Source organism: Mesorhizobium sp. URHB0026 (genome assembly GCF_054059755.1).
Map to the genome: position 1 here is coordinate 3,132,382 of NZ_JBSSCN010000001.1, position 24,892 is coordinate 3,157,273.

Below are 24,892 nucleotides of genomic sequence, written 5' to 3' on the forward strand. Positions count from 1 at the left end.
TTCTCTACACGGGGAGAGGATGCCGGCAGGCAGGTGAGGGGCGGCGCTGACCTGGCGAAAATAATTCATTTCACAACCTGCCTCGCGCCGGCACCCGCCGCCGGTTCAACCGCCGAAATCTCGTGCGTCAGCGTGTTGCGGGTGACCTTCAGCCAGGCCCGACAGCCGCCGCCATGATACCAGTTCTCATCCATTACGCCGGCGATGTTGTCGCGCAGATAGACGTAATCGTAGACCTCGTCTTCCGATGCCCCAGGTGCTGGCCGCACCGGCCTGGCGTCGCCGAGATAGGTGAACTCGCCGAGCTCGCGTTCACCGCAGAAGGGACAGACAATACGCATGTTTTTCGACTGTCCTCAGTGCAGGTTCGGTTGGGCGCCCTGGCCCTTCTCGTCGATGACAGCACCAGACCGGAACCGGTCGAGCCGGAAGCGGGCGGCCTCGGCATGCGATTCGTCCCGAGCAAGCAGATGGGCGAAGACGAAGCCTGAGCCGGGTGTCGCCTTGAAGCCGCCATAGCACCAGCCGGCATTGAGGTAGAGCCCGTCGACCGGTGTCTTGTCGATGATCGGCGAGCCGTCCATCGACATATCCATGATGCCGCCCCATTGGCGCAACAGGCGCACGCGACCTATCATCGGCATCAGCGCCATGCCGCCTTCGCAGACATCTTCCATGACAGGCATGTTGCCGCGCTGGGCATAGGAATTGTAACCGTCGATGTCGCCGCCGAAGACCAGCCCGCCCTTGTCGGACTGGCTGACATAGAAATGGCCGGCGCCAAACGTCATGACGCCGGGAATGAGCGGCTTGATCGCCTCCGAGACGAAGGCCTGCAGCACATGACTTTCGATCGGTAGCCGCAGGCCAGCCATCGCCGCGACGCGCGATGAGGATCCGGCCACCGCCATGCCGACCTTGCCGGCGCCGATCCTGCCGCGCGAGGTCTCGACGCCAGTCACCTTGCCGTTGGTGTCCCTGACAAAGCCCGTGACTTCGCAATTCTGGATGATGTCGACGCCGAGTTCGCTGGCAGCGTGGGCGTAGCCCCAAACCACCGCGTCGTGCCGCGCCGTGCCGCCGCGCCGCTGCAAGAGCCCGCCTTGCACCGGGAAACGCGCATGGTCGAAATTCAGGAACGGCAGCATCTTCTTCAGTGCTGCCTGGTCGAGCAGTTCGGCATCGATGCCGTTGATGCGCATGGTGTTGCCGCGCCGCGCATAGGCGTCGCGCTGCGCGTCGGAATGATAGAGATTGAGAACGCCGCGCTGGCTGACCATGGCGTTGTAGTTGAGGTCCTGCTCCATCCGTTCCCAAAGCTTCATCGACAATTCGTAGAAGCCCGTATTGCCGGGCAGGCCGTAATTGGATCGGATGATGGTGGTGTTGCGGCCGGCATTGCCGGAGCCGATCCAGCCCTTTTCCAGCACGGCGACGTTTCTGACGCCGTACTCGCTGGCAAGAAACCAGGCGGTGGCAAGCCCATGGCCGCCGCCGCCGATGATCACCACGTCGTAGTGGTCTTTCGGGCTGGCGTCGCGCCAGGTGCGCTGCCAGTTCTTGTGGCCGGATAGAGCGGCACGTGCGAGCGAGAAGATCGAATATTTCATCAGGTCATTCCGAGGTCGCTCGCACTGCTGGTGCTCAGATGTCCAGCGTGTGGTCGCGCTCCCATTGCGTGAAGTGGGAAGCATAGGAATTCCATTCCTGGTGCTTCAGCTTTAGATAAGCCGACGAGAATTCCTCACCCAGCGCCGCCTTGAGCGATTTGTCCTTGTCGAACTCGCGCAACGCATCGAGCAGGTTGAGCGGCAGCTTAGGCGCGCCCTTCACCGTGTGGCCGTGCTGGTACATGTCGATGTCGTAGCGCTTGCCCGGATCGGCCTTCGAACGGATGCCGTCGAGGCCGGCGGCGATGATGACCGCCTGCAGGAGATAGGGGTTGGCGGCGCCATCCGGCAGGCGCAATTCGAAGCGGCCGGGGCCGGGCACGCGCACCATGTGGGTGCGGTTGTTGCCGGTCCAGGTCACCGTGTTCGGCGCCCAGGTCGCGCCCGAAATGGTGCGCGGCGCGTTGATGCGCTTATAGGAATTGACCGTCGGGTTGGTGATCGCGGCGAGCGCCGAAGCGTGCTTCATGATGCCGCCAAGGAAGTTCTTGCCTTTGGCGGAAAGACCGAGTTCCATCGAATTGTCGGCGAAGACATTGGTCTTGCCCGACTTGTCCCAGACAGAGATGTGGGCATGGCAGCCATTGCCGGTCAGGCCCTGGAACGGTTTGGGCATGAAGGTGGCGCGCAGCCCATGTTTTTCCGCGATCGACTTGACCATGAACTTGAAGAAGGAATGCTTGTCCGCGGTCGGCAACGCATCGTCGAACGCCCAGTTCATCTCGAATTGGCCGTTGGCGTCCTCGTGGTCGTTCTGGTAAGCGCCCCAGCCGAGCGCCAGCATGTGGTCGCAGATCTCGGCGATGACGTCGTAACGGCGCATCACCGCCTGCTGGTCGTAGCAAGGCTTCGATGCCGTGTCGTATTCATCGGAGATCGTCTTGCCGTCCGGCGAGATCAGGAAGAACTCGGCCTCGACGCCGGTCTTGACGTGCATGCCGTCGGCGGCTGCCTCCGCGATCAGCCGCTTCAGTGTGTTGCGCGGCGCCTGGTCGACCTCCTTGTCGTCCATGATGCAGTTGGCGGCGACCCAGGCGACTTCCGGTTTCCATGGCAACTGGATGACCGAGTCCGGATCCGGCACCGCCAGCATGTCGGGATGCGCCGGCGTGAGATCGAGCCAGGTGGCGAACCCGGCAAAGCCGGCACCGTCCTTCTGCATGTCGGCGATGGCTTGCGCCGGTACCAGCTTGGCACGCTGGCCACTGAACAGGTCAGTGTAGGAAATCATGAAATATTTGACGCCGTTCTTCTTGGCGAAATCGGCGAGATCGTTCCCCATTATATTTCCTCGCTTATGTCTTTGGATGTGTTCTAGAAGCCGTTCTTCCCCGGTATCCAGTTGGTGCCGGCCAGCGGCACGCCGGCCATGGCGGCAGCCTCGATCGTCAATGCGACGAGGTCCTCGGGTTCGAGATTGTGCAGGCTGTTCTTGCCGCAGGCGCGGGCGATGGTCTGCGCCTCCAGCGTCATCACCTTCAAGTAGTTCGCCAACCGGCGCCCGGCGGCCACGGGGTCGACCCGCTTCATCAGTTCGGGGTCCTGCGTGGTGATGCCGGCAGGGTCCTTGCCCTCATGCCAGTCGTCATAGGCGCCCGATGTGGTGCCGAGTTCGTTGTACTCCGCCTCCCAGCGGGGATCGTTGTCACCGAGCGCCACGAGTGCCGCGGTGCCGATCGACACGGCGTCGACGCCGAGCGCCAGCGCCTTGGCCACATCGGCGCCGTTGCGGATGCCGCCTGAGACGATGAGCTGCACCTTGCGGTGCATGCCGAGATCCTGCAGCGCCTGCACCGCCGGCCTGATGCAGGCGAGCGTCGGCTGGCCGACATTCTCGATGAACACTTCCTGCGTCGCCGCCGTTCCGCCCTGCATGCCGTCGACCACGACGACGTCGGCGCCGGCCTTCACCGCAAGCGCTGTGTCGTAGTAGGGCCGGGCGCCGCCGACCTTGACGTAGATCGGTTTTTCCCAGTCGGTGATTTCGCGCAGTTCGAGGATCTTGATCTCGAGATCGTCCGGACCGGTCCAGTCGGGGTGGCGCGAGGCCGAGCGCTGGTCGATGCCTTTGGGCAGCGTGCGCATTTCGGCGACACGGTCGGAAATCTTCTGGCCGAGCAGCATGCCGCCACCGCCGGGCTTGGCGCCCTGGCCGACGACCACTTCGATCGCATCGGCGCGGCGCAGGTCGCGCAGGTTCATGCCGTAACGCGAGGGCAGGTACTGATAGACCAGTTGCTTGGAATGGCCGCGCTCTTCCTCTGTCATGCCGCCATCGCCGGTCGTGGTCGAGGTGCCCGACAGCGTCGCGCCGCGCCCGAGCGCTTCCTTGGCGGGACCGGACAGCGAGCCGAAGCTCATGCCGGCAATGGTGATCGGGATCTTCAGTTCGATAGGCTTCTTGGCGTGGCGCGAACCGAGCACCACGGATGTGTCGCAGCGCTCGCGGTAGCCTTCCAGCGGGTAGCGCGAGATCGAAGCGCCGAGGAACAGAAGGTCATCGAAATGCGGCAGCTTGCGCTTGGCGCCGGCACCTCTGATGTCGTAGATGCCGGTCGCTGCGGCGCGGCGGATTTCGGAGAGCGTGTAGTCGTCGAAGGTCGCGGATTTGCGCGGCGTCGTCGGCGGGTTGCGATAGGTCATGCTGCCTCAATACGCGTCGGCGTTGTCGATATTGAAATTGTAGAGCGTGCGCGCCGAGCCGTAGCGCTTGAACTCCGACGGCTTGACGCCGGTCACGCCGGCGCGGTCGAGCAGATCCTGCAGCAGTTCCAGATGCTCGGGCCGCATCTCCTTGGCGATGCAGTCTGCACCAAGACTATCGACCTTGCCGCGCACGAAGAGCCGCGCCTCGTAGATGGAATCGCCCAGTGCATCGCCGGCATCGCCCAGAACAACGAGGTTGCCGGATTGCGCCATGAAGGCCGACATATGGCCGATATTGCCATGCACGACGATGTCGATGCCCTTCATCGAGATGCCGCAGCGCGACGAGGCGTTGCCTTCGATGACCAGCAGGCCGCCCTTGCCGGTGGCGCCTGCATACTGGCTGGCATCGCCCTTGATGACGATGGAACCCGACATCATGTTCTCGCCAACGCCCGGGCCGGCCGAGCCGTGCACGGTGATGGCGCTGCCGGAGTTCATGCCGCCGCAGTAATAGCCGACGCTGCCGCGCACATCGATGCTGACAGGATGGTCGACACCGACGGCGACCGAATGGCTCCCTTTCGGGTTGAGCACTTCCCACGCCGTCTCGTTCGAACCCGGAGCCAGATTGTGGAGCGCTTGATTGAGTTCGCGCAGCGACAGGATGTCGAGGTCGAAGACGCGCGCATGGCTGTCGCGCGTTGCCTTGGAGGTTGCCGGCATGAACTCAATGCTCCCAGAAATACACGGTTGCGGGCTCCGGTTCCCAGACCCTCGCATTGTCTATACCGGGCAGTTTGGTCAGCGCGCGATATTCCGAGCCGAAGGCGACATACTGGTCGGTCTCGGCCATCACGGCAGGCTTGCAGGCGATCGGATCGCGCACCACGCCAAAACCATTCTTGGTGCCGACGACGAAGGTGAAGAAGCCGTCGAGGTCGGACAGCGTGCCTTCCAGTGCCTCGCCGAGGTTCTTGCCATGCGCCATTTGCGAGGAAAGGTAAGCGGCCGCCACTTCGGTATCGTTCTCGGTCTCGAATTTCATGCCTTCGCGGATCAATTCGCGGCGGACATTGTTGTGGTTCGACAATGAACCATTGTGCACAAGACATTGGTCGGCACCGGTCGAGAAAGGATGCGCACCCATCGTCGTCACTGCCGATTCCGTCGCCATGCGGGTATGACCGATGCCATGCGTGCCGGTCATCTTGCGCACGTCGAAGCGATCGACGACGGCTTCGGGCAGGCCGACTTCCTTGTAGATTTCCACCGCTTCGCCGGCGCCCATGATGCGGATGTCGGGCCTGAGCGACTGGAGGGCTTCACGCGCCGCGTCGACCTTGTCCGGCGTGGTCCTGACCACTGCGTGGGTCGATTTCACCGCAATGCTCACCGGCGCTCCGACGGCCTTCGCGAGTTCGGCGTCCAGGCCGCGGAAATCGCGTTCCGGCTTCGGCGACTGGATGGTGATCTTGGCCTCGTTGCCGGATGTCGCGCCATAGATGGCGATGCCGGCACTGTCAGGGCCGCGATCGCTGAGCGATACCAGCATCTCCGACAGCATCGCGCCGAGCTTCGGCTCCAGCGCCTTGTCCTTCAGGAAAAGTCCAACGATTCCGCACATGTCAGCCTCCCGACGTTTGTGACTAAGATGATGTATCGAATGAAATCCTCGAATTCAATGGCATGAAAGAAATTTTCCTCTGGTTACGTATGCGGCTCAATGCCGCTCTGTGTATCGTTTCCTTCCGGCCGGGCATTGTGAGCCCATTTGGCGGTACGGATGCGGGCGATCTTGTAGGCGTCGAGGATCGACAGCGCATAGATCAGGAAGCCGCCGGCGTGACGGCCGACGAAGCTGGCGTCCGGCGGCGAAATCTTGGCGGTCACCCAGGCCAGGATGACCATGAAGAAAAGAAATTGCAGTCCGCGCACAGGGACGCCCAGAATGACATGACCGCTTGCCGGCAGCACGATTGCGGCGCCGAGGACGAGATAGGGGCTCACCGGCGGCGGCGAAGTGTTTGAAGTGCTCATGCGGCCTGCCGTTCGCTTCCGTTGATGGCGTCGCGCAGATCCGAGAGTGATACGAGCAACCGCTCGATCAGCGCAGAATCGATCCGTGTGTCTCCGAACGCGGCTTGCCGGAAGACACCGTAGCGTGCCCGCTCGGCCTCGGCCAGCAGCCACACGATGCGCACTCCGTTCGGCGTGATCAGCAACTCCTTGGCGCGGCCTTCTGAAAACGGCTCCATATGGTCGGCGATGATGCTCTGCGGGAACCGTGTGCCCCTGCGGTCTGTCCGCAGCACCGCCTCGGCCGGAAAACCGGGCGCCTTCGGCAACGTATGCTGGAGATGGTCGAAATTGGAGAACGTGGTCGGCGAGCCCGGCCGCATCATCATATCGAAGATGGCGGGTACCGAGACCTTCTCGGTGATCGATACGCTAAGCCAGCGCGCCGGCAGTTTCCGCGTCGCCAGCGTGTCGACGATGGTGCGCACCTGCACACGTTGGCCGTTCCACGATCCTTCCCAGGTGATGACGCCGGCGGTGCCGTCCGAGACATTCTCTGCATCCGCGACAATCGCGCGAATGCCCGCCTCGTCGGCCGCGAGCGATGCCGAGGCCCTGTCGCGGCTGCGGCGTGCCTGCCACGCAAGGTGAAGGACGAGAGCCAGGACAATTGCCCCGGCAAGCAGTGCTGATGTCACGTCGGACATTTTATCGTGCAAGGCCCGTCCAGATCCAGGACGGGCCTACTCCCATCAATAGCCCTGCGGTTTCGGCCACGGCATGGTGAACTGGTCCCCACGCCGCACGAATTTGTAGCGATAGAAATGGAACCACAGCGAAATCAGGAAATAGAAGGCGACCATGGCGATCAACTGAGAGCCGAAGCCGAGGAAGATGGCGAAGAAGGTCACCACGCACAGGCAGAACAGGACGATTGCCGGCAGCGGATGGAAGGGATGCGTGTAGCCGCGGCGGATCGAGCCCAGCGGCCACTTCTTCCTGAACATCATGATGTTGATGCTCATGAAGGTGTATTGCAGCACGCCCGACAGGATAGAGAAGGTGATCGCCTGGTTGAGATCGGCGATGAAGGCGAAGGCCAGCGCGATCGGCAGCAGGAACAGGATCGAGCGATAGGGCGTGCGGTATTTCGGATGCACCGCCGAAAACCAGCTCGGCAGATAGCGGTCGCGGCCGAGCGAGAACCAGGCGCGCGCCGCGTCGTTGATGCAACCATTGGCCGAGGCAAGCGCGGCGAGCAGCGTCGCTATGAACAGGAGGTTCTCGAGCAGCGGGCTGCCGGTCAGTTTGCCGGCGTCCCACAGCGGATAAGAGGTGATGCCGAGATATTCCCAAGGCATAAGCGAGGCGCAGACATACCAGGTCATGGCGGCGGCGATCAGAAGCGTGATCATGCCGGCCATGGTGCCGTAGGGCAGGGAGCGTGCCGGCGAGCGCACTTCCTCGGCGGCCTGGGTGGTTCCTTCGATGCCGAGATAATACCAGATGCCGAACTGGAAGGCGGCGATGACGCCGATCCAGCCATAGGGCAGCGCGTTGCCTGGGGTGACCAGTTCGTTGAGCTTCAGCACCGCGCCTTGCGTCCACGGGCTGACCGAGAAGAACAGGACGACGATCGAGACATAGGCGATGGCCGTGATGACGAAGTTGACGTTGAGCGTCATCAGCACGCCGCGATAGTTGAGCCAGGCCAGCACCACGATGGTGGCGGCGATGAAGGAATTGTGGGTTAGCCCTTCTACACCTGCCTTGGCGACGATGGTGTCGCCGAGCAGGATAGCGTCGGACACTTCCAGCATCGTATAGGCAAAGACCAGGAACAGCGCGACGTTGAACGCCATCAGCGGCCCGACAATGTGCTTGGCCTGCGCATACTGGCCGCCGGCGGCGGCCACTGTCGACGTTACCTCGGAATCGATCATGGCCACCGAGGTGTAGAGCAGCCCGACGACCCAGCACACGATCAGGGCAGCCAGCGCGCCGCCCTTGTCGGCCGAGAAATTCCAGCCGGTGAACTCGCCGACCAGAACTATGCCGACGCCGAGTGCCCAGACATGGGCCGGGCCAAGCACCCGAAGCAGCGACACCCGGTCGCCGTGAATTGTGGTGGTAGTGTTTTCAATCGCGACCGTCATCGATCAATCCCCACTCAGATCCGGTGTTTTTCGGAAGCGGCTTCAAGCTCGCCTTCACGCGACGAGGTCAAAACGTCCTCGGAGTAGTTCGTATCGACCTTGAACCAGTCGTAGAGCATCCACAGCGCGAGCACGATCGAGATGCCCCAGCATGCGTAAGAGAGTGCCACCCACATGATCGTGTCCCCAAAATCTTCGTCGTCAAACTTTACTTATCGTCGAACTTCTCGTTGATGACATCGCGATATTCGCGGTCGGATGCCCGGAACAGGAACACGAAATAACCGATCAGGACGGCCGCCATGATGATCAGCGTCGGCCAGTCGATGATGTAGTGGAACCGGTTCTGGATGACGTCGTGCGCGGTCTCGGGTGTATAGCCGAGCTTTTCCCAGATCGAAGCCATGGTCGGATTCTGCCCGAGCGCTTCCCAGGTCTTGGCATCGAGCGCGTCGATTGATTTTGCGGCACCGGCAAGACCAAGCTTCAGCGGCAGCCACAGCGCCACGAAGATGGCGACCACGACAACGGCGATGTCGAAGACTTGCCCGGCCTTGCTCTGCTCCGGCGGCGTATAGCGGGACATTGTTTCTCCCCTCAGGACTTGCGGTTGCGGGATGCGTCGGCGTTCTTGATGTCGAGCCCGTAGATGAACTCTTTGTCTTCCTTGTAGTGTTTGACCATCGCCAGGATGGCTGCCGTGTTGAAGATGAGCACGGCGGCGGCGGCAATGGCGACGACGGCCTTGATGCTGCCCTGAGGAATGTATGGCCATGTCATGAAGAGGACGAAGAGGATCGTCGCCCACAGGCAGATGATCAGGATCGCGGATCCGCGCAAGTCGGAGCGGTACAGCGCCTCGATGCGCTGCTGCAGGTCTGCCATCGGTTTTTCCCCTTTTTTGCCGACGCCCGGTTCCGAATCCACCGCCCGCCGCTCTCTTTCAAGAGAGTGAAATTTTTTTCATAAATTCAGGCCGAATTCCGCAATTGTCAAGATGAATTTACGCTGAGTTAACCGCTTGCTTCGACCTGCCGATTTTGCCTGACAATGAAATTATTTGCTTTAGGGGGATTGCGGGCCTCTCGCGTTTGCGATCAATATTCGACCAAGCTCCCGGCCTTGCGCACGGGAGCAGGGAACAGCAGCATTTTCGATGGAGACGAGCGGATGACGGCATCCTGGAGATTTTCGACCCTGGCGGATCGCCATCGTGCGCTGGGTTCGAAACTCGAAGACTGGAGCGGTATGGGTACCGCCTGGACCTACGACAAGGATGCCGACGAGGAATATATCGCCATCCGCACCAAGGCCGGGCTTATGGATGTTTCCGGCCTGAAGAAGGTTCACATCACAGGGCCACACGCCTCGCATCTGATCGACCTCGCCACCACGCGTGACGTCGAAAAGATCTATCCCGGCAAGTCGGCCTATGCCTGCATGCTGAACGAAGCGGGCAAATTCGCCGACGACTGCATCCTCTACCGCACGGGACCGAATTCCTGGATGGTGGTGCACGGCTCGGGCACCGGCCATGAGGAACTGCAGCGGGCGGCGATGGGACGGGACGTGTCGTTGCGCTTCGACGACAATCTGCACGATTTGTCGCTGCAGGGGCCAACAGCGGTCGACTATCTGGCCAAGCACGTGCCCGGCATCCGCGACCTCAACTACTTCCATCACATGCAGACGCAACTGTTCGGCTTCCCCGTCATGATCTCGCGCACCGGCTATACCGGCGAACGCGGCTACGAAATCTTCTGCCGTGGCCAGGATGCGGGCACGATCTGGGACAGGATTCTCGACGAGGGCAAGAGCGCCGGCATCATTCCGTGCCGCTTCACCACGCTCGACATGCTGCGGGTCGAAAGCTACCTGCTGTTCTACCCCTACGACAATTCCCAAAAGTATCCGTTCGAGAATGAAGGACCCGGCGATACGCTTTGGGAGCTCGGCCTCGACTTCACCGTCAGTCCCGGCAAGACCGGCTTTCGCGGTGCCGAGGAGCACTATCGCCTGAAAGGCAAGGAGCGCTTCAAGATCTATGGCGTCCTGCTCGACGGCAGAGAGCCGGCGGACGAGGGCGCTCCGGTCTATCGCGACGGCAAAAAGGTCGGCGTTGTCACCTGCGCCATGTATTCGCCGCTGGTCGAGAAATCGATGGGCATCGCCCGGCTCGACGTCGACTGCGCGGTCAAGGACACCACGCTCGAAATCCGCAACAAGAGCGGATCGATCCAGGCGACGGCGCAGCCCTTGCCGTTCGACGATCCCAAGAAGACCAAGCGCACGGCGAAAGGCTGAGGTATAATCGACAGCGAGGGGTTTCGAGGCACGAAGACTTAAATGGCAGTCAAGACCATCATCAGCCGGCCCATCTACGGGACCCTGTCTCCGCAACCCGGCAAGCATCATCTTTTCGTGGCGGATGCGGAAGGCGCGCTCGCGATAAGAGACATGGCCGCCAGGGCTCCGGCCAGGTTCTTCGATGCAGCCGAAATCGTCTTCATTCCCGGTCCTGACGGCAAATATGTTGCCGCTCTCGAAGCATTGAAGCCGGCGCGGCTTCATCTGGCGCCGTCCTTCGCCAGCCTGCTGCCGCGTCTGAAGCAGACGCTGACCAACGCTCATATGGGTCTGCGCCTTTATCTCGCCGGCACCGAAGGCCTGATCGGCCAGGCCATGCAGGTGGCGCTCGAAGCCGGCGTCGACCACACCTCCATGCAGACCGAGCATCGCGGCTCGCTGGCGCGCCGCATGCAATGTGTCCACTGCAAGGGCATCACCGAGAATGTGACGACACAGCCGGCGACCTGCTCGCATTGTGGCCTGCTGCTTCTCGTGCGCGATCACTATTCCCGACGCCTTGCCGCTTTCCAGGGCGTCTGCATCAATGCCGAAGATCGCAGTGAAATTCCTCCGATGGAGGAGATATTTCGATGAGCACCGGCACCACCAAGCTCGACGTCGTCGTCAGCGACGTCGTCCCGGTCAATGAGTTGGTCACCCGGTTCCATTTTCGCCGACGTGATGGCGAGCTGTTGCCGACCTTTTCCGGCGGCGCCCATGTCGTGGTCGAGATGCGCGATGGCGAGCGCACAAGGCTCAATCCCTATTCACTGATGGGCTCGCCGCTAGACACGCGCGAATACACCATCTCGGTGCGCCGCGATGATGTCGGTCGCGGCGGCTCGCTGTTCATGCACAGGTCGGTCAAGCCGGGCCTGGAGATGGTGATCAGCTATCCGGTCAATCTTTTTTCGCTCGATCTGCGCGCCAAAAAACACCTGATGCTGGCCGGCGGCATCGGCATTACGCCGTTCATGGCCCAGACCGCCCAACTGGCGGGGGAGGGCGGCAATTTCGAACTGCACTACACCTGTCGCACCGCCTCGCTTGGCACCTATGCCGATGTGCTGCGGGAACGCTACGGCCGTCGCGTCCGGCTCTATCACGATGACCTTGAGGAGCGGATCGAGCTCGACCGGTTGCTATCCACGCAGCCGCTCGGGACGCACCTCTATGTCTGCGGCCCCGCAGGCATGATCAACTGGGTGCGCGACCGCGCAGCTAGCCTGGGCTGGCCGCCGGAGACCGTCCACTACGAGCATTTCGCGGCGCCGCAGCCCGGCCTGCCATTCGACGTGACGCTTGCCATCAGCGGCAAGACCATCCGCGTCGGCGAGCAGCAGAGCCTGCTGGAAGCCATCGAAGCCGCCGGCGTCGATCCGCCCTATCTCTGCCGTGGCGGCGTCTGCGGCCAGTGCGAGACCAACGTCATCTCGTGTGACGGCAAATTCATCCACAACGACCATTGGTTGAGCGAGGAAGAGCACTGTTCGGGCAATAAGATCATGCCGTGCGTGTCGCGCTTCGAGGGCAGGTCGCTGGTCCTGGAAAGATAGGAGGCGAGAATGGGCATCACCTTTCGCAAGGAAACGTTCCGCGACGACTTCACCTTCAAGAACAGCCCGGAGCATATCAGGCGGTTTCCGTTCCCCTTCCACGAGGATGCCTACATGTATGCGGTCAACATCGAGCCGCATGTCGTCGGGCCCAAGGGCTCGGTGCTGGAAAACCTGATCGACGTCGACGAGCACTATGTCGCCGAGATGCAGGACCGCGCGATGGTGCTGGCCGAGGATCCCCTGCGCTGCCAGTCGCTGCCGCACATGACGCTCGCCGGCTGGGACCTGCTGGAGCTTCTGATGGAGCAGCAGGCGCTGGGCTATCCCGAGCATTTCACGCTGACCCGGGACGGCGACCGCTGGCGCTGGATCAACCGGCCGCTCGGCATCGACGACACCTTCACGTTCGGCGACACCTCGACTTTGCCTTACGGGCCGATGGAATACATCACCCGCCAGAGCCAGGGCGACTTCTGCATCCTCGACCAGCGCGACGGCAATCTGTGGATGGACGCCGGCATGGTCACCACCCAGGCCGACTGGTCGCTCGATTTCGACATCGGCATGAATTTCTTCGAATGGCACGCGCCTGTGCCGCTGGCGCATGAGAAGGGTATTTTCACGCGCGCCCTGAAGTTCCTCACCAACATCCAGCAGGGCAAGCCGGCACGGCGCCTGAACTGGACGATGACCATCAATCCGCGGCTGGACACCAGCCCTGAGAATTATCACAAATGGGGTCCGGACCGCGCGACGGTCACGTCGGAGAATGTCGGCGACAAGGTGCATCTGCGTGTCGAACTGCAGAGTTTCTGGCGGCTGCCGCGCTCCAATGGCATCGTCTTTCCGATCCGCTGCTACCTGATCAAGATGGACGAACTGGTGACGCAGCCGAAATGGGCACGGCGCCTGCACCGCGTCATCCGCGACCTGCCCGAGGAACTCGCCAGCTACAAAGGCCTCACGCGCTTTCGCCCGACACTGGTCGAGTGGCTGTCGAAGCTGGACGATGGGAGCCCGACGAGCCCGGGGTTCGGGCCGGATTGAAAGGCCTCCCACATCATCCGGCCGCTTCGCGGCCACTTTCTCCCCGAGGGGAGAAGAGATAGCGAAGACTGGCGCCAGGCTCCTCTCCCCTGAGGGCAATCCAGGTGAGGGGGCTGCGGCGTCCCGCCTACCCAGCACTGCCCTGCGGGTAGCAGATAATCGACAAATACCGCATCGGCAGTTTCGTCAGTCGCTCCGGTCCATGCGGTGCGTCGGCGTCGAAGAACAGGCTGTCGCCGGGCTTCATCGGATAGAGATTGCTGCCGTGCCGGTAAACGACCTCGCCCTCGAGCATGTAGAGAAACTCCATGCCTTCGTGCTGGAAGGTCGGGAACACGTCGGAATCCTCGGTCAGCGTGATCAGATAGGGCTCGACGACGACACCACTGGTGTTCGAACCGATATGGCCAAGCAGATTGTACTGGTGACCGGCGCGCGTGCCGCGGCGCTCGACGTCGAGGCCTTGGCCCGCCTTGACGAACACGGCGCTGCGTTCTTCCTCGAAGCGGCGGAAGAAGGCGGTGACGGGAACGCCGAGCGCCCGCGACAGTGCCTGCAAGGTGGTCAGCGACGGCGAGGTGATGCCGTTCTCGATCTTCGACAGCATCCCCAGCGAAATATCGGTGGCGACCGCGAGATCCGCCACGGTGATGCCGAGCTTCTTGCGGAAGGCCCGCACCTCGCGGCCGATCGCGACCTCAAGCACTTTTTCGCGGGTATCGCGAATGGCGTGGGGGTTTTGTGTCAGCGGCGCGCGTATGGTCCTGCCGTCCGCCGACACTTTCGGCGACGGCTTTGCCTTTGCGCTCGCGGGAGCCTTGGAATCCGAATTCGCCTTTGCCATGTCGCCCCTCAATCGTCGGGATTTATTTCACTCAAGGTGAACATGTCAGGTGCCGATACAGGAGCGCAACCGCAACGGCAAGCCATCTTATGTCGCGCGCGGCAGTGCGACCATCGCGGCGCCGGTGGGTTCTCCGCCAGGAATCCTCTGCGCGCAAACCCCGTTCCAGCAGATGTCTGTTGACAGCACCAAGAGGCCAATTACTGTCACTGCCAGTGAAATTTGTTTCGCTGGGGAAATCAAAAAAGGAGGCCCGGAATGAACACTCGCGTTGCCGTCATCGGAGCCGGACCGTCCGGTCTGGCTCAACTCAGGGCTTTCAAGTCGGCGGCCGACAAGGGCGCCGAGATTCCCGAGATCGTCTGCTTCGAAAAGCAGTCCGACTGGGGTGGTCTGTGGAACTACACCTGGCGTACCGGCCTCGACGAACATGGCGATCCCGTGCACGGCTCGATGTACCGCTATCTCTGGTCGAACGGGCCGAAGGAATGCCTGGAATTCGCCGACTACACATTCGAGGAGCATTTCGGTCGGCCGATCGGCTCCTACCCGCCGCGTGCGGTGCTGTGGGACTACATCAAGGGCCGCGTCGAGAAGTCGGGTCTGCGCAAATGGGTGCGCTTCAACAGCCCGGTGCGGATGGTCACCTTCTCGGACGAGACGAAGAAATTCACCGTCACCGCGCATGACCGCACCAACGACGTGACTTACTCCGAGGAGTTCGACAATGTCGTCGTCGCCTCCGGGCATTTTTCTGTGCCCAACGTTCCCTATTTCGAGGGCTTCTCGACCTTCAACGGCCGCATCCTGCACAGCCACGATTTCCGCGACGCGATGGAGTTCAAGGGCAAGGACATCCTGATTATCGGCCGCTCCTACTCGGCCGAGGACATCGGTTCGCAGTGCTACAAATATGGCGCCAAGTCGATCACCTCCAGCTATCGTTCCAAACCGATGGGCTTCAAATGGCCCGAGAATTGGAAGGAAGTGCCGCTGCTGCAAAAGGTCGTCGGCAAGACCGCCCATTTCAAGGACGGCACGACCAAGGATGTCGACGCCATCATCCTGTGCACCGGCTATCTCCATTCCTTCCCGTTCCTGACCGACGATCTCAAGCTCAAGACCGCCAACCGCATGTGGCCGTTGGACCTCTATGAGGGCGTGGTCTGGGAGAAGAACCCGAAGCTGTCCTATATCGGCATGCAGGACCAGTTCTACACCTTCAACATGTTCGACGCGCAGGCCTGGTACGCCCGCGACGTCATCATGGGCCGCATCAAGCTGCCGTCCGCCGAGGCGATGGCGGCGCATGGTGCCAAATGGCGCGCCCGCGAGGAGACGCTGGAGGATGCCGAGCAGATGATTTGGTTCCAGGGCGACTACACCAAGGAACTCATGGACCAGACCGACTATCCCGGCTTCGACGTCGAGGCGGTCAACCAGACCTTCATGGCGTGGGAGCACCACAAGGCCGAAGACATTATGAGCTTCCGTGACCATTCCTACCGCTCACTGATGACCGGCACCATGGCTCCGCTGCATCACACGCCGTGGCTGCAGGCACTGGACGATTCCATGGAAAGCTATCTCGAGGTGAAAGGAGTGGCGGCCGAGTAGGCCGCCGCCGCTATCCAAGCCTCGCCCGCGCCTTGGCCGTCCAAGCATTGAACAGCCGGTCGGCGACGATGCCGATGAAGGCGATGGCGAGGCCGGCGACGATGCCGCGGCCGGAATCGGCCTTCGACAGCGCGATGAACACTTCCTGGCCGAGATCGCGCGTGCCGACCATGGCGCAGATGATGATCATCGCCAACGCCATCAGGATGGTCTGGTTGACGCCCAGCATGATTTCCGGCAACGCCAGCGGCAGTTGCACACGAAAGAAGGTCTGGCGCGGGGTGCAGCCCGACACTTTCGCTGCCTCGATCAGTGCCGACGGCACCTGCCTTATGCCGTGATTGGTGTAACGGATCGCCGGCACCACGGCGAAGGCTATCGTTGCAATCATCGCCGTCACGTCGCCGACCCTGAACAGCATCACGACCGGGATTATGAAACAGAAGGACGGCAGCACCTGCAGGGTGTCGATGACGGGTGTGACGATCTTTTCGAAGCGGTCGCTACGGGCAGCCATCAGGCCGACGGGAATGCCGATCAGGCAGGCGAGGAAGGCGGAGATGCCGCAGAGATAGACCGTCGCCATGGTCTTTTCCCACAGGCCGGTGACCGCGCAGAAAGCGGTCAGCATTGCCACCAGGACGGCCAGCCGCGGGCCGGAAAGCTGGTAGCCGGCAAGACCGAGCAGGAACGCCGCGCCCAGCCAAGGGAAGCCTTCGCAGAAGGCGCGCACCGGATTGAGCACATTGAGGATCAGCGCCACGCGGAAGGCTTCGATGACATCGAAGAAGTTTATCGTCACCCAGTTCACCGCCGCTTTCCACAGTGGCGCGGTGGTGAAGGTGATCGCCTTCGGCACGGTCGCGAGGGCGGGAACGAACAGGCCGAGCAGAGTGGTGACGGCAAGGATGGCGATGGCGAGCGTCAGATTGGGATGGCGGCGCCAGAAACCCGGGCTGCCGGACCGGTGGACATTGCCCTTCGCCTGCTTGCGGGCGATGGCCTGGCTCAGCCGGTCGAGCGCGATGGCCAGTGCCACGATGGCAAGCCCGGCTTCCATGGCCTCGCCGACCTTGAGCGCGCGAAGCGCCAAAAGCACGTCGTAGCCTAGGCCGCCGGCGCCGATCATCGAGGCGATGATCACCATGTTAAGTGCCAGCATGATCACCTGGTTGACGCCGACCATCAGCGTCGGCCGCGCCGATGGCAGCAGCACGCGCCACAATTTCTGCCGCGCCGTGCAGCCTGCCATCTCGCTGAAATCGTCGATCTCGGACGGCACCCGAGACAGGCCCAGCATCGTCGCCCGCACCATTGGCGGCGTGGCGAAGATGGCGGTGGCGATCATCGCCGAGACCGGGCTGTTGCCGAACAGCAGCAGCATCGGGATGAGATAGGCGAAGGTGGGGATCGTCTGCATCAGGTCAAGTGCCGGGGAGACCACAAGTCGCTCGGCCCACGGCGTGCGCCAAGCCCAGATGCCGGCGAACAGTCCGGTGAGAATGCAGAACGGCACCGCGATCGAGATCAGCGCCAGGGTCAGCATGGCGCTCGTCCATTGGCCAAACAGCGCGATGTAGAGGAAACATCCGCCAACCAGCAGGCTGAGCTTCCTGCCTCCTGCCACATGGCCGGCGAGGAAGGCGACTGCGCAGACGCCAACCCAGGACAAACGCGGCAGCACGAAAGCGTCGGCGCCATGGCCGAACTTGAAATTCTTGGCCAAGAGATTGAGCGCGAAGTCGAGCGGCACGCCGAGCACCGCGGTGACCGAGCGTGTCAGCCAAGACAGGTTCGACTTGATCCAGCCCATCAGCGCGCTGACCCAGTCGGCGACGGGGACGACCGCCTCGACCGGGTAGTTGACGGCCCATGGCAGCCTGTCCTGCAGCAGGAACATCACCAGCACGGCGGCAAGCGCGAGCACCCAGATCACCAGCCACCGTTGGATCGGCGGCCTTGTCCGGCTGGCGTTTGCCGTTACCGTCATGCGCCGCCTCGCTCGATGCCGGCCAGAAGATCGATCACCGCTTGCGGCGTCACTTCGCCGATGGGCGTGCCGGTGCCGTTGATCACGGCGAAGGGTTTGCCGGCGGCAACGATGCTGGCCGAAAAACTCGATATCTTGGCCTCGGGCGCCACCGTGCCGCCGTGCTCGGCGCTAGCGCAGGTACGCATCAGGCTGCGCGCTGAGATCACCTTGGCGCGGTCGACGTCGCGGGTGAACTCGGCGACATAGTCGGTCGCCGGATTGACCACCAGTTCCTCCGGCGTGCCGATCTGGATGACTTGGCCGTCCTTCATGATGGCGATGCGGTCGGCCAGCCTGATGGCCTCGTCGAAATCATGGGTGATGAAGACAATGGTCTTGTGCAGCATGGTCTGCAGCCGCATCAACTCGTCCTGCATCTCGCGGCGGATCAGCGGATCGAGCGCCGAGAACGGCTCGTCGAGAAACCAGATCTCCGGCTTGGTGGCGAGGCTGCGGGCGATGCCGACGCGCTGCTGCTGGCCGCCCGACAGTTCGCGCGGATAGAAATGCTCGCGGCCGCGCAGACCGACAAGTTCGATGACTTCCCGGGCGCGCGCCTCGCGCGTCGGCCGATCCTGTCCCTGGATACTCAGAGGAAAGGCGATGTTGTCGAGCACGTTGAGATGCGGCAACAGCGCGAAATTCTGGAACACCATGCCCATGCGATGGCGCCTGAGTTCGATCAGGGCGGCATCGGAAATCTTGAGCAGGTCCTTGCCTTCGAATTCGACCTTGCCGTGTGTCGGCTCGACCAGCCGCGACATGCAGCGCACCAGCGTCGACTTGCCGGAGCCGGACAGGCCCATGATGATGAAGATCTCGCCCTGGCGGATTTCGAGGTCGACGGCGCGCACCGCACCCACAAGGCCTGCCGCCGAGACCTCCGCCATGCTGGCCTTGCCGTCACGCTCGCGAATGAAATTGGCGGCGTTCGAGCCGAACAGTTTCCAGACGTTGCGGCAAGCAAGTTTTATCGGGCGGGCATCCGTCGCGTCGGATGCCTGTTCAATCGCTTCCGTCATTCAGTCGTCCTTCTGGAACATCAGGAATTGAGGCCCGGCCGGTCAACAGCCGGGCCTCCCTTTCCAGTCGGAGGTCACTGCGCCCAGGCTTTCCAGTCCGCCTCGTGAGCCGCGACCCAGGCGGCGGCGACGTCTTCCGGCGTCTTGCCGTCAAGATCGATCTCGCCGCTCATCTTGTTCAACTCGTCGGTGTCGATCGTGTAGGCCTTGGCCACTTTGTAGGCGACCGGCCATTTGTCTTTCATGCCGTTCCAGGAGTACTTCCAGATCTCGCCATGCGGCTTGCCGCAGTCGTATTTGGCGTCCGGGTTCACACCCCATTTCGGGTCGCTGTAGCATTCGGGCGTGTATTCGGGAAACTGCACCCATTCGCCCTTGTATTTTGCAGGCGCCCAATGCGGCGAATAGATCCACAGCATGATCGGCGCCTTGCGCTGATAGGCGGAGTCCAACTCGGCGAACATCGCGGCATCAGTGCCGGCATGGATCACGGTGAAGGGCAGCTTCAGCGCCGCGACACGCTCGTCGTCAAAGCCTTCCCAGGTCACCGGGCCGCCGAGATAGCGCCCCTTTGGCACCGTCTCGGCGGTCGAGAACGATGCCGCGCAGGTGGCGTCGAGCAGAGCGTGCCAGTCCGGCAAGGAGGGACATTTCTCCTTCATGTATTCGGGAAACCACCACTCTTCCTTGGCCTTCGGGCCGAGCTTGCCGAGCCTTTCGGTCTGGCCGGTGGCGTCCGAGGCCTTCATCGCTTCGCCAGCCGTCGTATCCCAGAATTCCAGGCCGACATCGATATCGCCATTGGTGAGGCCGGTTGTCAGGCTGGAGAGATAATCGGCGGTCGGGTATTCGACGGCATAGCCGAGCTTTTCCAGGATGCCGCCGAGGATCTTGGCGTTGAGATTGACGCTGGTCCAGTCGAACAGCGCGATCTTGATCGGGTCGTTCGATTCCGGCGCCGCTGCCTGCGCTGTCGGCGTCAGGACACTTGCCGCGGCAAGTGCAAAAGCTCCCATTGAGAATTTCGATATCACACTGCGAAATGGCATGCTTGGTTCTCCTTCAAGCTGTGACGGTTATTGGTCGTTCCCTTGTTGCGTCTTTTCTTGATTGTGTTGGAAAGGCAGGCTGTTGCGCAAGACCGTTCTCGCCATGCCGGAGCCAAAGCCGGCACAGGCGCGATGATGCTCGATTTCGGTGATGACGGACGCTGCCGAGACAGCCAGTATCATGGCCGATCGATCGCCGCGAGAGCGATCATCCGCGGATCAATAGCGATCATCCGCCGATCAACTGCCAGTCCTGCGGCGCCCTGCAGGGTGCGAGCCATCAAGGTCCATGATCCCGAGCATTTCCGGCGGATTTGCTCTCGGCTATCGCCTGGCAAGTCCCATCTCGCCAGCGCGGTTTCATAGGATGAAAATATATATACCAACGTTCATGCAGCGCAACGATTAACGCCGCGAAGAAGCAGAATTCCGGACTGCATGCGCAGCCGGCGGGACACGGGTCCACGCCGTGTTTACCAGCAGACGTAGCCGCCATCGACGATCAGGTCGAGCCCGGTGACGAAGCTCGACGCGCGGCTGGCCAGGAAAACCGTCGGCCCGACCATTTCCTCCGGCGTCGCCATGCGTCCCATCGGCGTATCGCGTTTGAAGATCTTCACCTCTTCGGCCACCTCCGGCCTTTTGTTCATCGGCGTCAGCGTATAGCCTGGGCTGACGACGTTGACACGCAGCCCACGATCGGCCCACTCCATGGCGAGGCTCTTCGACATGTGGATGACGGCGGCCTTCGAGGAATTGTAATGCGCCTGCGTCAATCCGCGATTGACGATGGTGCCCGACATCGAGGCGATGTTGATGATCGAGCCCTTGCCTCGCGCCAGCATCTTGCGCGCTTCTGCCTGGCAGGACAGGAACACGCCGGCGACATTGACCTCGTGCACCTTTCGCCATTTATCCAGCGCCAGTGTCTCCGCTGGTTCGGAACCGGCAATGCCGGCATTGTTGACGGCGACCGTCAACGGGCCGAGTTCGGCTTCGACGCGATCCATGGCCGTGGCCAGGTCGCGCTCCGACGTCACCGTGCCCGTCAGCACCAGCGCCCTGCGGCCGAGTGCCGTGATCCGGTGAGCGGTTTCGTCCAGCCCACCCTTCGACGCATGGCCAAAACAAGCGACATCGGCGCCTGCCTCGGCGAGTCCGATCGCGATTGCCTGGCCAATGCCGCTGCCAGCGCCGGTGACCAGCGCAACGTCGCCGTCCAGTTTGAAAAGATCCATCGATAGCCCTCCCTGCTCAAGGAAGGTATGCGCTGACCTATATCTCGATCAAGCCTCAGCGGGCTGCGGCGTGCCTAGAAATATCCGTCGGACGCGGCCGTGGCTTCCTTCGAGATTTCGACGCCATCGACCAGGATCTTGTCGACCAGTTCGTGGTGGAAGCAGACCAGTCCCTTGATGCGTTCTGCCTCGTGCACCGGCTCCGGATAATACCAGACCATGTTCTCGTGCCGTTTCTTGGGCGTGGTCACGTGATAATAGTTGGAAATGCCCTTATAGGGGCAGCGTGATATGTAACGGCTGGGCGCGAACATATCGAGCCGCGTGTCGGAGATCGGCAGATAGTGGCGCACCGGGTGGCCGGTTTCGAACAGGAACACGCCGCGCCGTGAATCGGCGACTTGCTCGCCATCGAGGATGACCTGGACGCGCCGCGACGACGGCAGGCAGTCGACGCGGCGGAACGGGTCGCGGGCATGCACGAAGATCTCCTCGTCTTCCTCGAACCAGTGGCCCATCTTGCCCCACACGAACGACATGTAGCCCGAGATCGGCGGACAACCCTTGACGGGATCGAGATAGCGCCATGCACCATCTTCGACCAAGGTGATGCCTGTATTGAGCGAGTAGTGCGTGGCGACGCCCTTGTACGGATCTTCCGTCGTCGTCTTTGAGGGCAGCAGGAATTCCTCGCGCACGTCCTCGATCGGGAAATAGTAGACCGGCAGATGGTCGGATTCGTACAAAACCAATGCCCTGGTGGTGTCGGCAACGGTCATCGAACCGACCTGGACCCGCAGCCGCTTCAGCGACGGCATTGTGAAGGCGACATAGCCCGGCTCGAACTCGTACTGCTCGATAGTGTCGAGCACGGGGAAATGCGGTCCGCGACCGCGCAGATGAGGCTTGCGAATGGTAGTCTCCCGTTTCTGTCGTGGCCGAACGTTGGCGCGGCAGCCTCTATCCCAGCGACACCCGATCGAGCAGCAGCCCGGCGGCGATCGGCGGCAAGCCGCTGACATTCTTGCGCACCGGCACCAGGAGATCGGGGAAGTAGCTGAAGATGACGGGTGTCTCGTCGAGCAGCAGTTTCTGGATGTCGGAGGCTGCCGCGCGCTGCGCGCCGATATCCAGCGCCTTGAGATAGCTGGTGACCGTGTCGTCATAGGCAGGGTTCTTGAAATGCGCCGCGTTCCACGGACCGTCGCTGACCAGCGGGCTCTTGAGGAACACATTCGGCACGCTGCGATGAGCGTAGTCGGTGATGCCGAGCGGGCTGTCCAGCCAGTCTGATTGGCCGAATACAGCCTTGCCGTAATATTTGTCCTGATCTTCGATGTTGAGCGAGATGCGGGCGCCGATCTCCTTGGCGAAGTTCTGGAACAACTGCGCGTAGCCGGGGATATCGGAGTAGCGCAACGTTGTCAGTGTGATGTCGAAACCACCGGCAAGCCCCGCCGCCTCCATGAGTTGCTTGGCCTTGGCGATATCCTGCGTGCGTTGCGGCACCGATTTGTCGGTGGCCGGGAAGGCCGGCGCGAACGGGCTGTCATTGCCGGTCGCCGCCATGCCGCGGCACAGTCCGTCGACCAGCTTGGACCGATCGATGCTGAGCGCCAGCGCCTGGCGCACGCGCTTGTCGGTGAAGGGCGCCATGTCGCAGCGCATGTGCAACTGGCGATGCGCGGTCGAGGCGACGCGCAGCACCGTGATGTCGGGGCTGTTCAGCACCACCTGGCTGACGTCGAGCGGAACCGCGTCAAGAATGTCGACCTCGTCGGCCTGCAGCGCCAGGATGCGCGGCTGCACGTCGTTGTAGAACTTGAATTCGAGCCGGTCGGGCAACGCCTTCTCGCCCCAATAGTCGGGATTGCGCACGAAGGTCGCGCCGACCTTCGCGTGTAGGTCTCCATCCGGAACGGCCCGGTGCCCTCAAAGGCCTTTTCATAATCGCCTTTGTAGCTCGCCGGCAGGATGACGGCGTTGTAATTGTCGATCGACACCGAATAGGGAAAGCTGCCGTTCGGCGCATCGAGATGGAAGGCGACGGTGTGATCGTCGACCTTCCGGGTTCCACCCTTCGACAACAGGCCCTTGAACACCGACAGCGCGTTGGAGGCGCCGTTCGGATCGGCCAGCCGATCGAACGTTGCGACGACGTCGTCGGCTTTGAACTCCTCACCATTGTGGAATTTCACGCCCTTGCGCAGCTTGAAGGTCCAGACGCTGCCGTCGGCATTGGGCGACCAGCTTTCCGCCAGAACCGGCTTCAAGGTCAGATCCGGCTGGGTGATGCAAGGAATTCGGCGGTCTGGAAAACCAGCTGATAGCTGCCGCTGTCATAGAAGGTAACAGGATCGATGGCACCGCCGGGCGTGGCCACGCCGGCGCGCACCGTGCCGCCCGGCTTGCCCTCGGCGCGGGCCTTCCGCGTGCCGAAACCGGCCGCTCCCAAAATGCCGCCAAGCAACGGCAGCGATAGGCCAAGCATGCTGCCGTGGCGGAGAAAATCACGCCGGTCGAGCCTGCCTGCCATGAACTCGTCGACAGCGGAATTTTCGATTTCCGTGAGGCTTTTGCGGGCGGCGTCGATCGTCATGAAATGCCTTGGCATGGCTGCATTCCTCGCTTGCCCTCGGGAGAGTGGCCATTTAGGTCATTGTTGACCGCGACCGGAAAGCGATATTTTTTGATGGGCCCCATCGAAATTTTCGATGCTGGAGAGATGGCATGGATACCGAAAACCTGCGCAGCTTCCTGGAGGTCGCCGAGCATGGCAGTTTCACCGTCGCGGCCAGCCGGCTCAATCTCGCGCAGTCAACCGTCAGCGCCCGGATAAGGGGGCTGGAGGAGCAGTTGGGGCGCCGGCTCTTTGTCCGTGACCGCGACGGCGTCACGCTGACGCCGGCTGGCCGGCAGTTCCTCCCGCACGCCTCCTCAATCACCCGCACTTGGGAGCAATCGCGGCAGGACATCGCCGTTCCCGACGGCTACGAGTCGCTGTTGCGCTTCACCGCGCCCGCCTATCTCTGGGATCGCGTCACCTCGCCATGGATCGCATGGATGCGAGCCCAGCGGCCGAACGTGGCGCTGCGGCTCGAAGGAAGCTTTCCCGACCTGGCGATCGACCAATTGGCCCAAGGGCTGCTCGACATCTGCATTCTCTATCTGCCGCGACCGCATCCCGGCATCGTCTACGAGACGCTGGCCGTCGATCAGGTCGTGCTCGTCCAGCATTCCGCGCAGGCAGGACCGTGGACGCAGAACTATATCCTGATGGATTGGGGGCTCGAATTCCGCATCGAGCACGATCGTGCCTTCGCCGGGATGGTGCAGCCGGCAATCTCGGCCGGGCTGGTCTTCATCGGCCTGCAGCACGTGCTGTCGCAAAAAGCCGCGGCCTATCTGCCGCTCAGTGCCGTCAGCGGCTACATCGAGAACGGTGAGATGAAACGCATCGAGGATGCGCCTGTGTTTCAGCGGCCGATCTATCTCGCCTATCCCAGCAATCCCGCATCGTCGGATGTGCTCGACGTCGCATTGACCGGATTGCGGACGCTGGCAAGGGACTGGACCGGTGAGCAGGGCTTTGCCGAGGGCGACCGCTCCTTCAGCATGAGCGGCCAGGCCTAATGGATACGGGC

General features: G+C 62.2%; 24 protein-coding genes and 1 pseudogene. 6 read left to right on the top strand and 19 right to left on the bottom strand.

Translation table 11 applies throughout. From position 1 onward, the window contains the following. Positions 1 to 65: 65 nt before the first annotated feature. The 12 genes from ACVWWD_RS15330 to ACVWWD_RS15385 form a co-directional block, all read right to left on the bottom strand. Complete coding sequence (locus ACVWWD_RS15330; RefSeq protein WP_023771064.1) at positions 66 to 341, bottom strand: sarcosine oxidase subunit delta; 276 nt, start codon at positions 339 to 341, stop codon at positions 66 to 68. Positions 342 to 356: 15 nt separating this feature from the next. Then, positions 357 to 1,610 (bottom strand): sarcosine oxidase subunit beta family protein, encoded by a 1,254-nt coding sequence (locus tag ACVWWD_RS15335; RefSeq protein ID WP_352546536.1) that lies wholly within the window; start codon positions 1,608 to 1,610, stop codon positions 357 to 359. A 34-nt stretch (positions 1,611 to 1,644) separates the two neighbouring features. Next, the gene (gene glnT / locus ACVWWD_RS15340; protein ID WP_023771062.1) at positions 1,645 to 2,952 is read right to left on the bottom strand and encodes a type III glutamate--ammonia ligase; all 1,308 of its coding nucleotides are present in this window, start codon (positions 2,950 to 2,952) and stop codon (positions 1,645 to 1,647) included. 32 nt (positions 2,953 to 2,984) lie between these two features. Further along, complete coding sequence (locus ACVWWD_RS15345; RefSeq protein WP_015318914.1) at positions 2,985 to 4,313, bottom strand: FMN-binding glutamate synthase family protein; 1,329 nt, start codon at positions 4,311 to 4,313, stop codon at positions 2,985 to 2,987. A 6-nt stretch (positions 4,314 to 4,319) separates the two neighbouring features. Next, entirely contained in the window at positions 4,320 to 5,042 is a 723-nt protein-coding gene (locus ACVWWD_RS15350) for a GltB/FmdC/FwdC-like GXGXG domain-containing protein (RefSeq protein ID WP_023771061.1), read from the bottom strand. Between the two features lie 4 nt (positions 5,043 to 5,046). After that, positions 5,047 to 5,943, bottom strand: coding sequence for a class II glutamine amidotransferase (locus ACVWWD_RS15355; RefSeq protein WP_015318912.1), 897 nt, complete (start codon positions 5,941 to 5,943; stop codon positions 5,047 to 5,049). 83 nt (positions 5,944 to 6,026) lie between these two features. Continuing rightward, on the bottom strand, positions 6,027 to 6,356 hold the full coding sequence (locus tag ACVWWD_RS15360) for a hypothetical protein (protein ID WP_023771059.1): 330 nt from the start codon (positions 6,354 to 6,356) through the stop codon (positions 6,027 to 6,029). Then, positions 6,353 to 7,042, bottom strand: a complete 690-nt coding sequence (locus tag ACVWWD_RS15365) for a hypothetical protein (RefSeq protein WP_023794618.1) — start codon at positions 7,040 to 7,042, stop codon at positions 6,353 to 6,355. The genes ACVWWD_RS15360 and ACVWWD_RS15365 overlap by 4 nt, the downstream gene beginning before the upstream one ends. Before the next feature lie 45 nt (positions 7,043 to 7,087). Then, positions 7,088 to 8,491 (bottom strand): APC family permease, encoded by a 1,404-nt coding sequence (locus tag ACVWWD_RS15370; protein WP_457103170.1) that lies wholly within the window; start codon positions 8,489 to 8,491, stop codon positions 7,088 to 7,090. Positions 8,492 to 8,505: 14 nt separating this feature from the next. Further along, positions 8,506 to 8,667: a hypothetical protein gene (locus tag ACVWWD_RS15375; protein WP_015318908.1), complete on the bottom strand. Its 162-nt coding sequence runs from the start codon at positions 8,665 to 8,667 to the stop codon at positions 8,506 to 8,508. A 32-nt stretch (positions 8,668 to 8,699) separates the two neighbouring features. Further along, complete coding sequence (locus ACVWWD_RS15380) at positions 8,700 to 9,077, bottom strand: hypothetical protein (protein ID WP_023771056.1); 378 nt, start codon at positions 9,075 to 9,077, stop codon at positions 8,700 to 8,702. A gap of 11 nt (positions 9,078 to 9,088) precedes the next feature. Beyond that, positions 9,089 to 9,376: a hypothetical protein gene (locus ACVWWD_RS15385; RefSeq protein WP_023771055.1), complete on the bottom strand. Its 288-nt coding sequence runs from the start codon at positions 9,374 to 9,376 to the stop codon at positions 9,089 to 9,091. 285 nt (positions 9,377 to 9,661) lie between these two features. Between ACVWWD_RS15385 and ACVWWD_RS15390 the strand changes: the two genes are divergently transcribed. Genes ACVWWD_RS15390 through ACVWWD_RS15405 form a run of 4 tightly spaced genes read left to right on the top strand, consistent with a single transcriptional unit; the run spans position 9,662 to position 13,446 of the window. Then, positions 9,662 to 10,795 (top strand): aminomethyltransferase family protein, encoded by a 1,134-nt coding sequence (locus ACVWWD_RS15390; RefSeq protein WP_457103171.1) that lies wholly within the window; start codon positions 9,662 to 9,664, stop codon positions 10,793 to 10,795. A gap of 42 nt (positions 10,796 to 10,837) precedes the next feature. Beyond that, the gene (locus ACVWWD_RS15395; RefSeq protein ID WP_023771053.1) at positions 10,838 to 11,434 is read left to right on the top strand and encodes a dimethylamine monooxygenase subunit DmmA family protein; all 597 of its coding nucleotides are present in this window, start codon (positions 10,838 to 10,840) and stop codon (positions 11,432 to 11,434) included. Further along, entirely contained in the window at positions 11,431 to 12,396 is a 966-nt protein-coding gene (locus tag ACVWWD_RS15400) for a PDR/VanB family oxidoreductase (protein ID WP_352546534.1), read from the top strand. The genes ACVWWD_RS15395 and ACVWWD_RS15400 overlap by 4 nt, the downstream gene beginning before the upstream one ends. 9 nt (positions 12,397 to 12,405) lie before the next feature. Next, positions 12,406 to 13,446 carry a heme-dependent oxidative N-demethylase family protein gene (locus ACVWWD_RS15405; RefSeq protein ID WP_023771051.1) on the top strand — a complete coding sequence of 347 codons (1,041 nt, stop codon included), beginning with the start codon at positions 12,406 to 12,408 and terminating at the stop codon, positions 13,444 to 13,446. Between the two features lie 127 nt (positions 13,447 to 13,573). On the opposite strand, the gene ACVWWD_RS15410 is transcribed toward ACVWWD_RS15405, so the two are convergent. After that, complete coding sequence (locus tag ACVWWD_RS15410) at positions 13,574 to 14,290, bottom strand: helix-turn-helix domain-containing protein (protein ID WP_023771050.1); 717 nt, start codon at positions 14,288 to 14,290, stop codon at positions 13,574 to 13,576. A 258-nt stretch (positions 14,291 to 14,548) separates the two neighbouring features. Here ACVWWD_RS15410 and ACVWWD_RS15415 point away from each other — a divergent pair, with 258 nt between their 5' ends. Continuing rightward, positions 14,549 to 15,907, top strand: coding sequence for an NAD(P)-binding domain-containing protein (locus ACVWWD_RS15415; protein ID WP_023782227.1), 1,359 nt, complete (start codon positions 14,549 to 14,551; stop codon positions 15,905 to 15,907). 10 nt (positions 15,908 to 15,917) lie between these two features. Here ACVWWD_RS15415 and ACVWWD_RS15420 read toward each other — a convergent pair whose 3' ends face one another. The 6 genes and pseudogenes from ACVWWD_RS15420 to ACVWWD_RS15445 form a co-directional block, all read right to left on the bottom strand. After that, positions 15,918 to 17,897, bottom strand: coding sequence for an ABC transporter permease (locus ACVWWD_RS15420; protein ID WP_457103172.1), 1,980 nt, complete (start codon positions 17,895 to 17,897; stop codon positions 15,918 to 15,920). Next, entirely contained in the window at positions 17,894 to 18,961 is a 1,068-nt protein-coding gene (locus ACVWWD_RS15425) for a quaternary amine ABC transporter ATP-binding protein (RefSeq protein WP_023782226.1), read from the bottom strand. The genes ACVWWD_RS15420 and ACVWWD_RS15425 overlap by 4 nt, the downstream gene beginning before the upstream one ends. 74 nt (positions 18,962 to 19,035) lie before the next feature. Next, complete coding sequence (locus tag ACVWWD_RS15430; protein ID WP_457103173.1) at positions 19,036 to 20,010, bottom strand: ABC transporter substrate-binding protein; 975 nt, start codon at positions 20,008 to 20,010, stop codon at positions 19,036 to 19,038. Positions 20,011 to 20,483: 473 nt separating this feature from the next. Further along, positions 20,484 to 21,248: an SDR family oxidoreductase gene (locus ACVWWD_RS15435; RefSeq protein ID WP_352546531.1), complete on the bottom strand. Its 765-nt coding sequence runs from the start codon at positions 21,246 to 21,248 to the stop codon at positions 20,484 to 20,486. Positions 21,249 to 21,322: 74 nt separating this feature from the next. Then, positions 21,323 to 22,120, bottom strand: a complete 798-nt coding sequence (locus tag ACVWWD_RS15440; protein ID WP_352546530.1) for a DUF427 domain-containing protein — start codon at positions 22,118 to 22,120, stop codon at positions 21,323 to 21,325. A gap of 88 nt (positions 22,121 to 22,208) precedes the next feature. Further along, a pseudogene (locus ACVWWD_RS15445) lies at positions 22,209 to 23,862 on the bottom strand (ABC transporter substrate-binding protein). Positions 23,863 to 23,978: 116 nt separating this feature from the next. On the opposite strand from ACVWWD_RS15445, the gene ACVWWD_RS15450 reads away from it, so the two are divergent. Continuing rightward, positions 23,979 to 24,881, top strand: coding sequence for a LysR family transcriptional regulator (locus tag ACVWWD_RS15450; RefSeq protein WP_023771042.1), 903 nt, complete (start codon positions 23,979 to 23,981; stop codon positions 24,879 to 24,881). Positions 24,882 to 24,892: the final 11 nt, after the last annotated feature.

Coding starts and splice junctions, on each gene's coding strand:
- ACVWWD_RS15330 (WP_023771064.1), bottom strand. CDS start 341: ATGCGTATTGTCTGTCCCTTCTGCGGTGAACGCGAGCTCGGCGAGTTC.
- ACVWWD_RS15335 (WP_352546536.1), bottom strand. CDS start 1,610: ATGAAATATTCGATCTTCTCGCTCGCACGTGCCGCTCTATCCGGCCAC.
- glnT (WP_023771062.1), bottom strand. CDS start 2,952: ATGGGGAACGATCTCGCCGATTTCGCCAAGAAGAACGGCGTCAAATAT.
- ACVWWD_RS15345 (WP_015318914.1), bottom strand. CDS start 4,313: ATGACCTATCGCAACCCGCCGACGACGCCGCGCAAATCCGCGACCTTC.
- ACVWWD_RS15350 (WP_023771061.1), bottom strand. CDS start 5,042: ATGCCGGCAACCTCCAAGGCAACGCGCGACAGCCATGCGCGCGTCTTC.
- ACVWWD_RS15355 (WP_015318912.1), bottom strand. CDS start 5,943: ATGTGCGGAATCGTTGGACTTTTCCTGAAGGACAAGGCGCTGGAGCCG.
- ACVWWD_RS15360 (WP_023771059.1), bottom strand. CDS start 6,356: ATGAGCACTTCAAACACTTCGCCGCCGCCGGTGAGCCCCTATCTCGTC.
- ACVWWD_RS15365 (WP_023794618.1), bottom strand. CDS start 7,042: ATGTCCGACGTGACATCAGCACTGCTTGCCGGGGCAATTGTCCTGGCT.
- ACVWWD_RS15370 (WP_457103170.1), bottom strand. CDS start 8,491: ATGACGGTCGCGATTGAAAACACTACCACCACAATTCACGGCGACCGG.
- ACVWWD_RS15375 (WP_015318908.1), bottom strand. CDS start 8,667: ATGTGGGTGGCACTCTCTTACGCATGCTGGGGCATCTCGATCGTGCTC.
- ACVWWD_RS15380 (WP_023771056.1), bottom strand. CDS start 9,077: ATGTCCCGCTATACGCCGCCGGAGCAGAGCAAGGCCGGGCAAGTCTTC.
- ACVWWD_RS15385 (WP_023771055.1), bottom strand. CDS start 9,376: ATGGCAGACCTGCAGCAGCGCATCGAGGCGCTGTACCGCTCCGACTTG.
- ACVWWD_RS15390 (WP_457103171.1), top strand. CDS start 9,662: ATGACGGCATCCTGGAGATTTTCGACCCTGGCGGATCGCCATCGTGCG.
- ACVWWD_RS15395 (WP_023771053.1), top strand. CDS start 10,838: ATGGCAGTCAAGACCATCATCAGCCGGCCCATCTACGGGACCCTGTCT.
- ACVWWD_RS15400 (WP_352546534.1), top strand. CDS start 11,431: ATGAGCACCGGCACCACCAAGCTCGACGTCGTCGTCAGCGACGTCGTC.
- ACVWWD_RS15405 (WP_023771051.1), top strand. CDS start 12,406: ATGGGCATCACCTTTCGCAAGGAAACGTTCCGCGACGACTTCACCTTC.
- ACVWWD_RS15410 (WP_023771050.1), bottom strand. CDS start 14,290: ATGGCAAAGGCGAATTCGGATTCCAAGGCTCCCGCGAGCGCAAAGGCA.
- ACVWWD_RS15415 (WP_023782227.1), top strand. CDS start 14,549: ATGAACACTCGCGTTGCCGTCATCGGAGCCGGACCGTCCGGTCTGGCT.
- ACVWWD_RS15420 (WP_457103172.1), bottom strand. CDS start 17,897: ATGACGGTAACGGCAAACGCCAGCCGGACAAGGCCGCCGATCCAACGG.
- ACVWWD_RS15425 (WP_023782226.1), bottom strand. CDS start 18,961: ATGACGGAAGCGATTGAACAGGCATCCGACGCGACGGATGCCCGCCCG.
- ACVWWD_RS15430 (WP_457103173.1), bottom strand. CDS start 20,010: ATGCCATTTCGCAGTGTGATATCGAAATTCTCAATGGGAGCTTTTGCA.
- ACVWWD_RS15435 (WP_352546531.1), bottom strand. CDS start 21,248: ATGGATCTTTTCAAACTGGACGGCGACGTTGCGCTGGTCACCGGCGCT.
- ACVWWD_RS15450 (WP_023771042.1), top strand. CDS start 23,979: ATGGATACCGAAAACCTGCGCAGCTTCCTGGAGGTCGCCGAGCATGGC.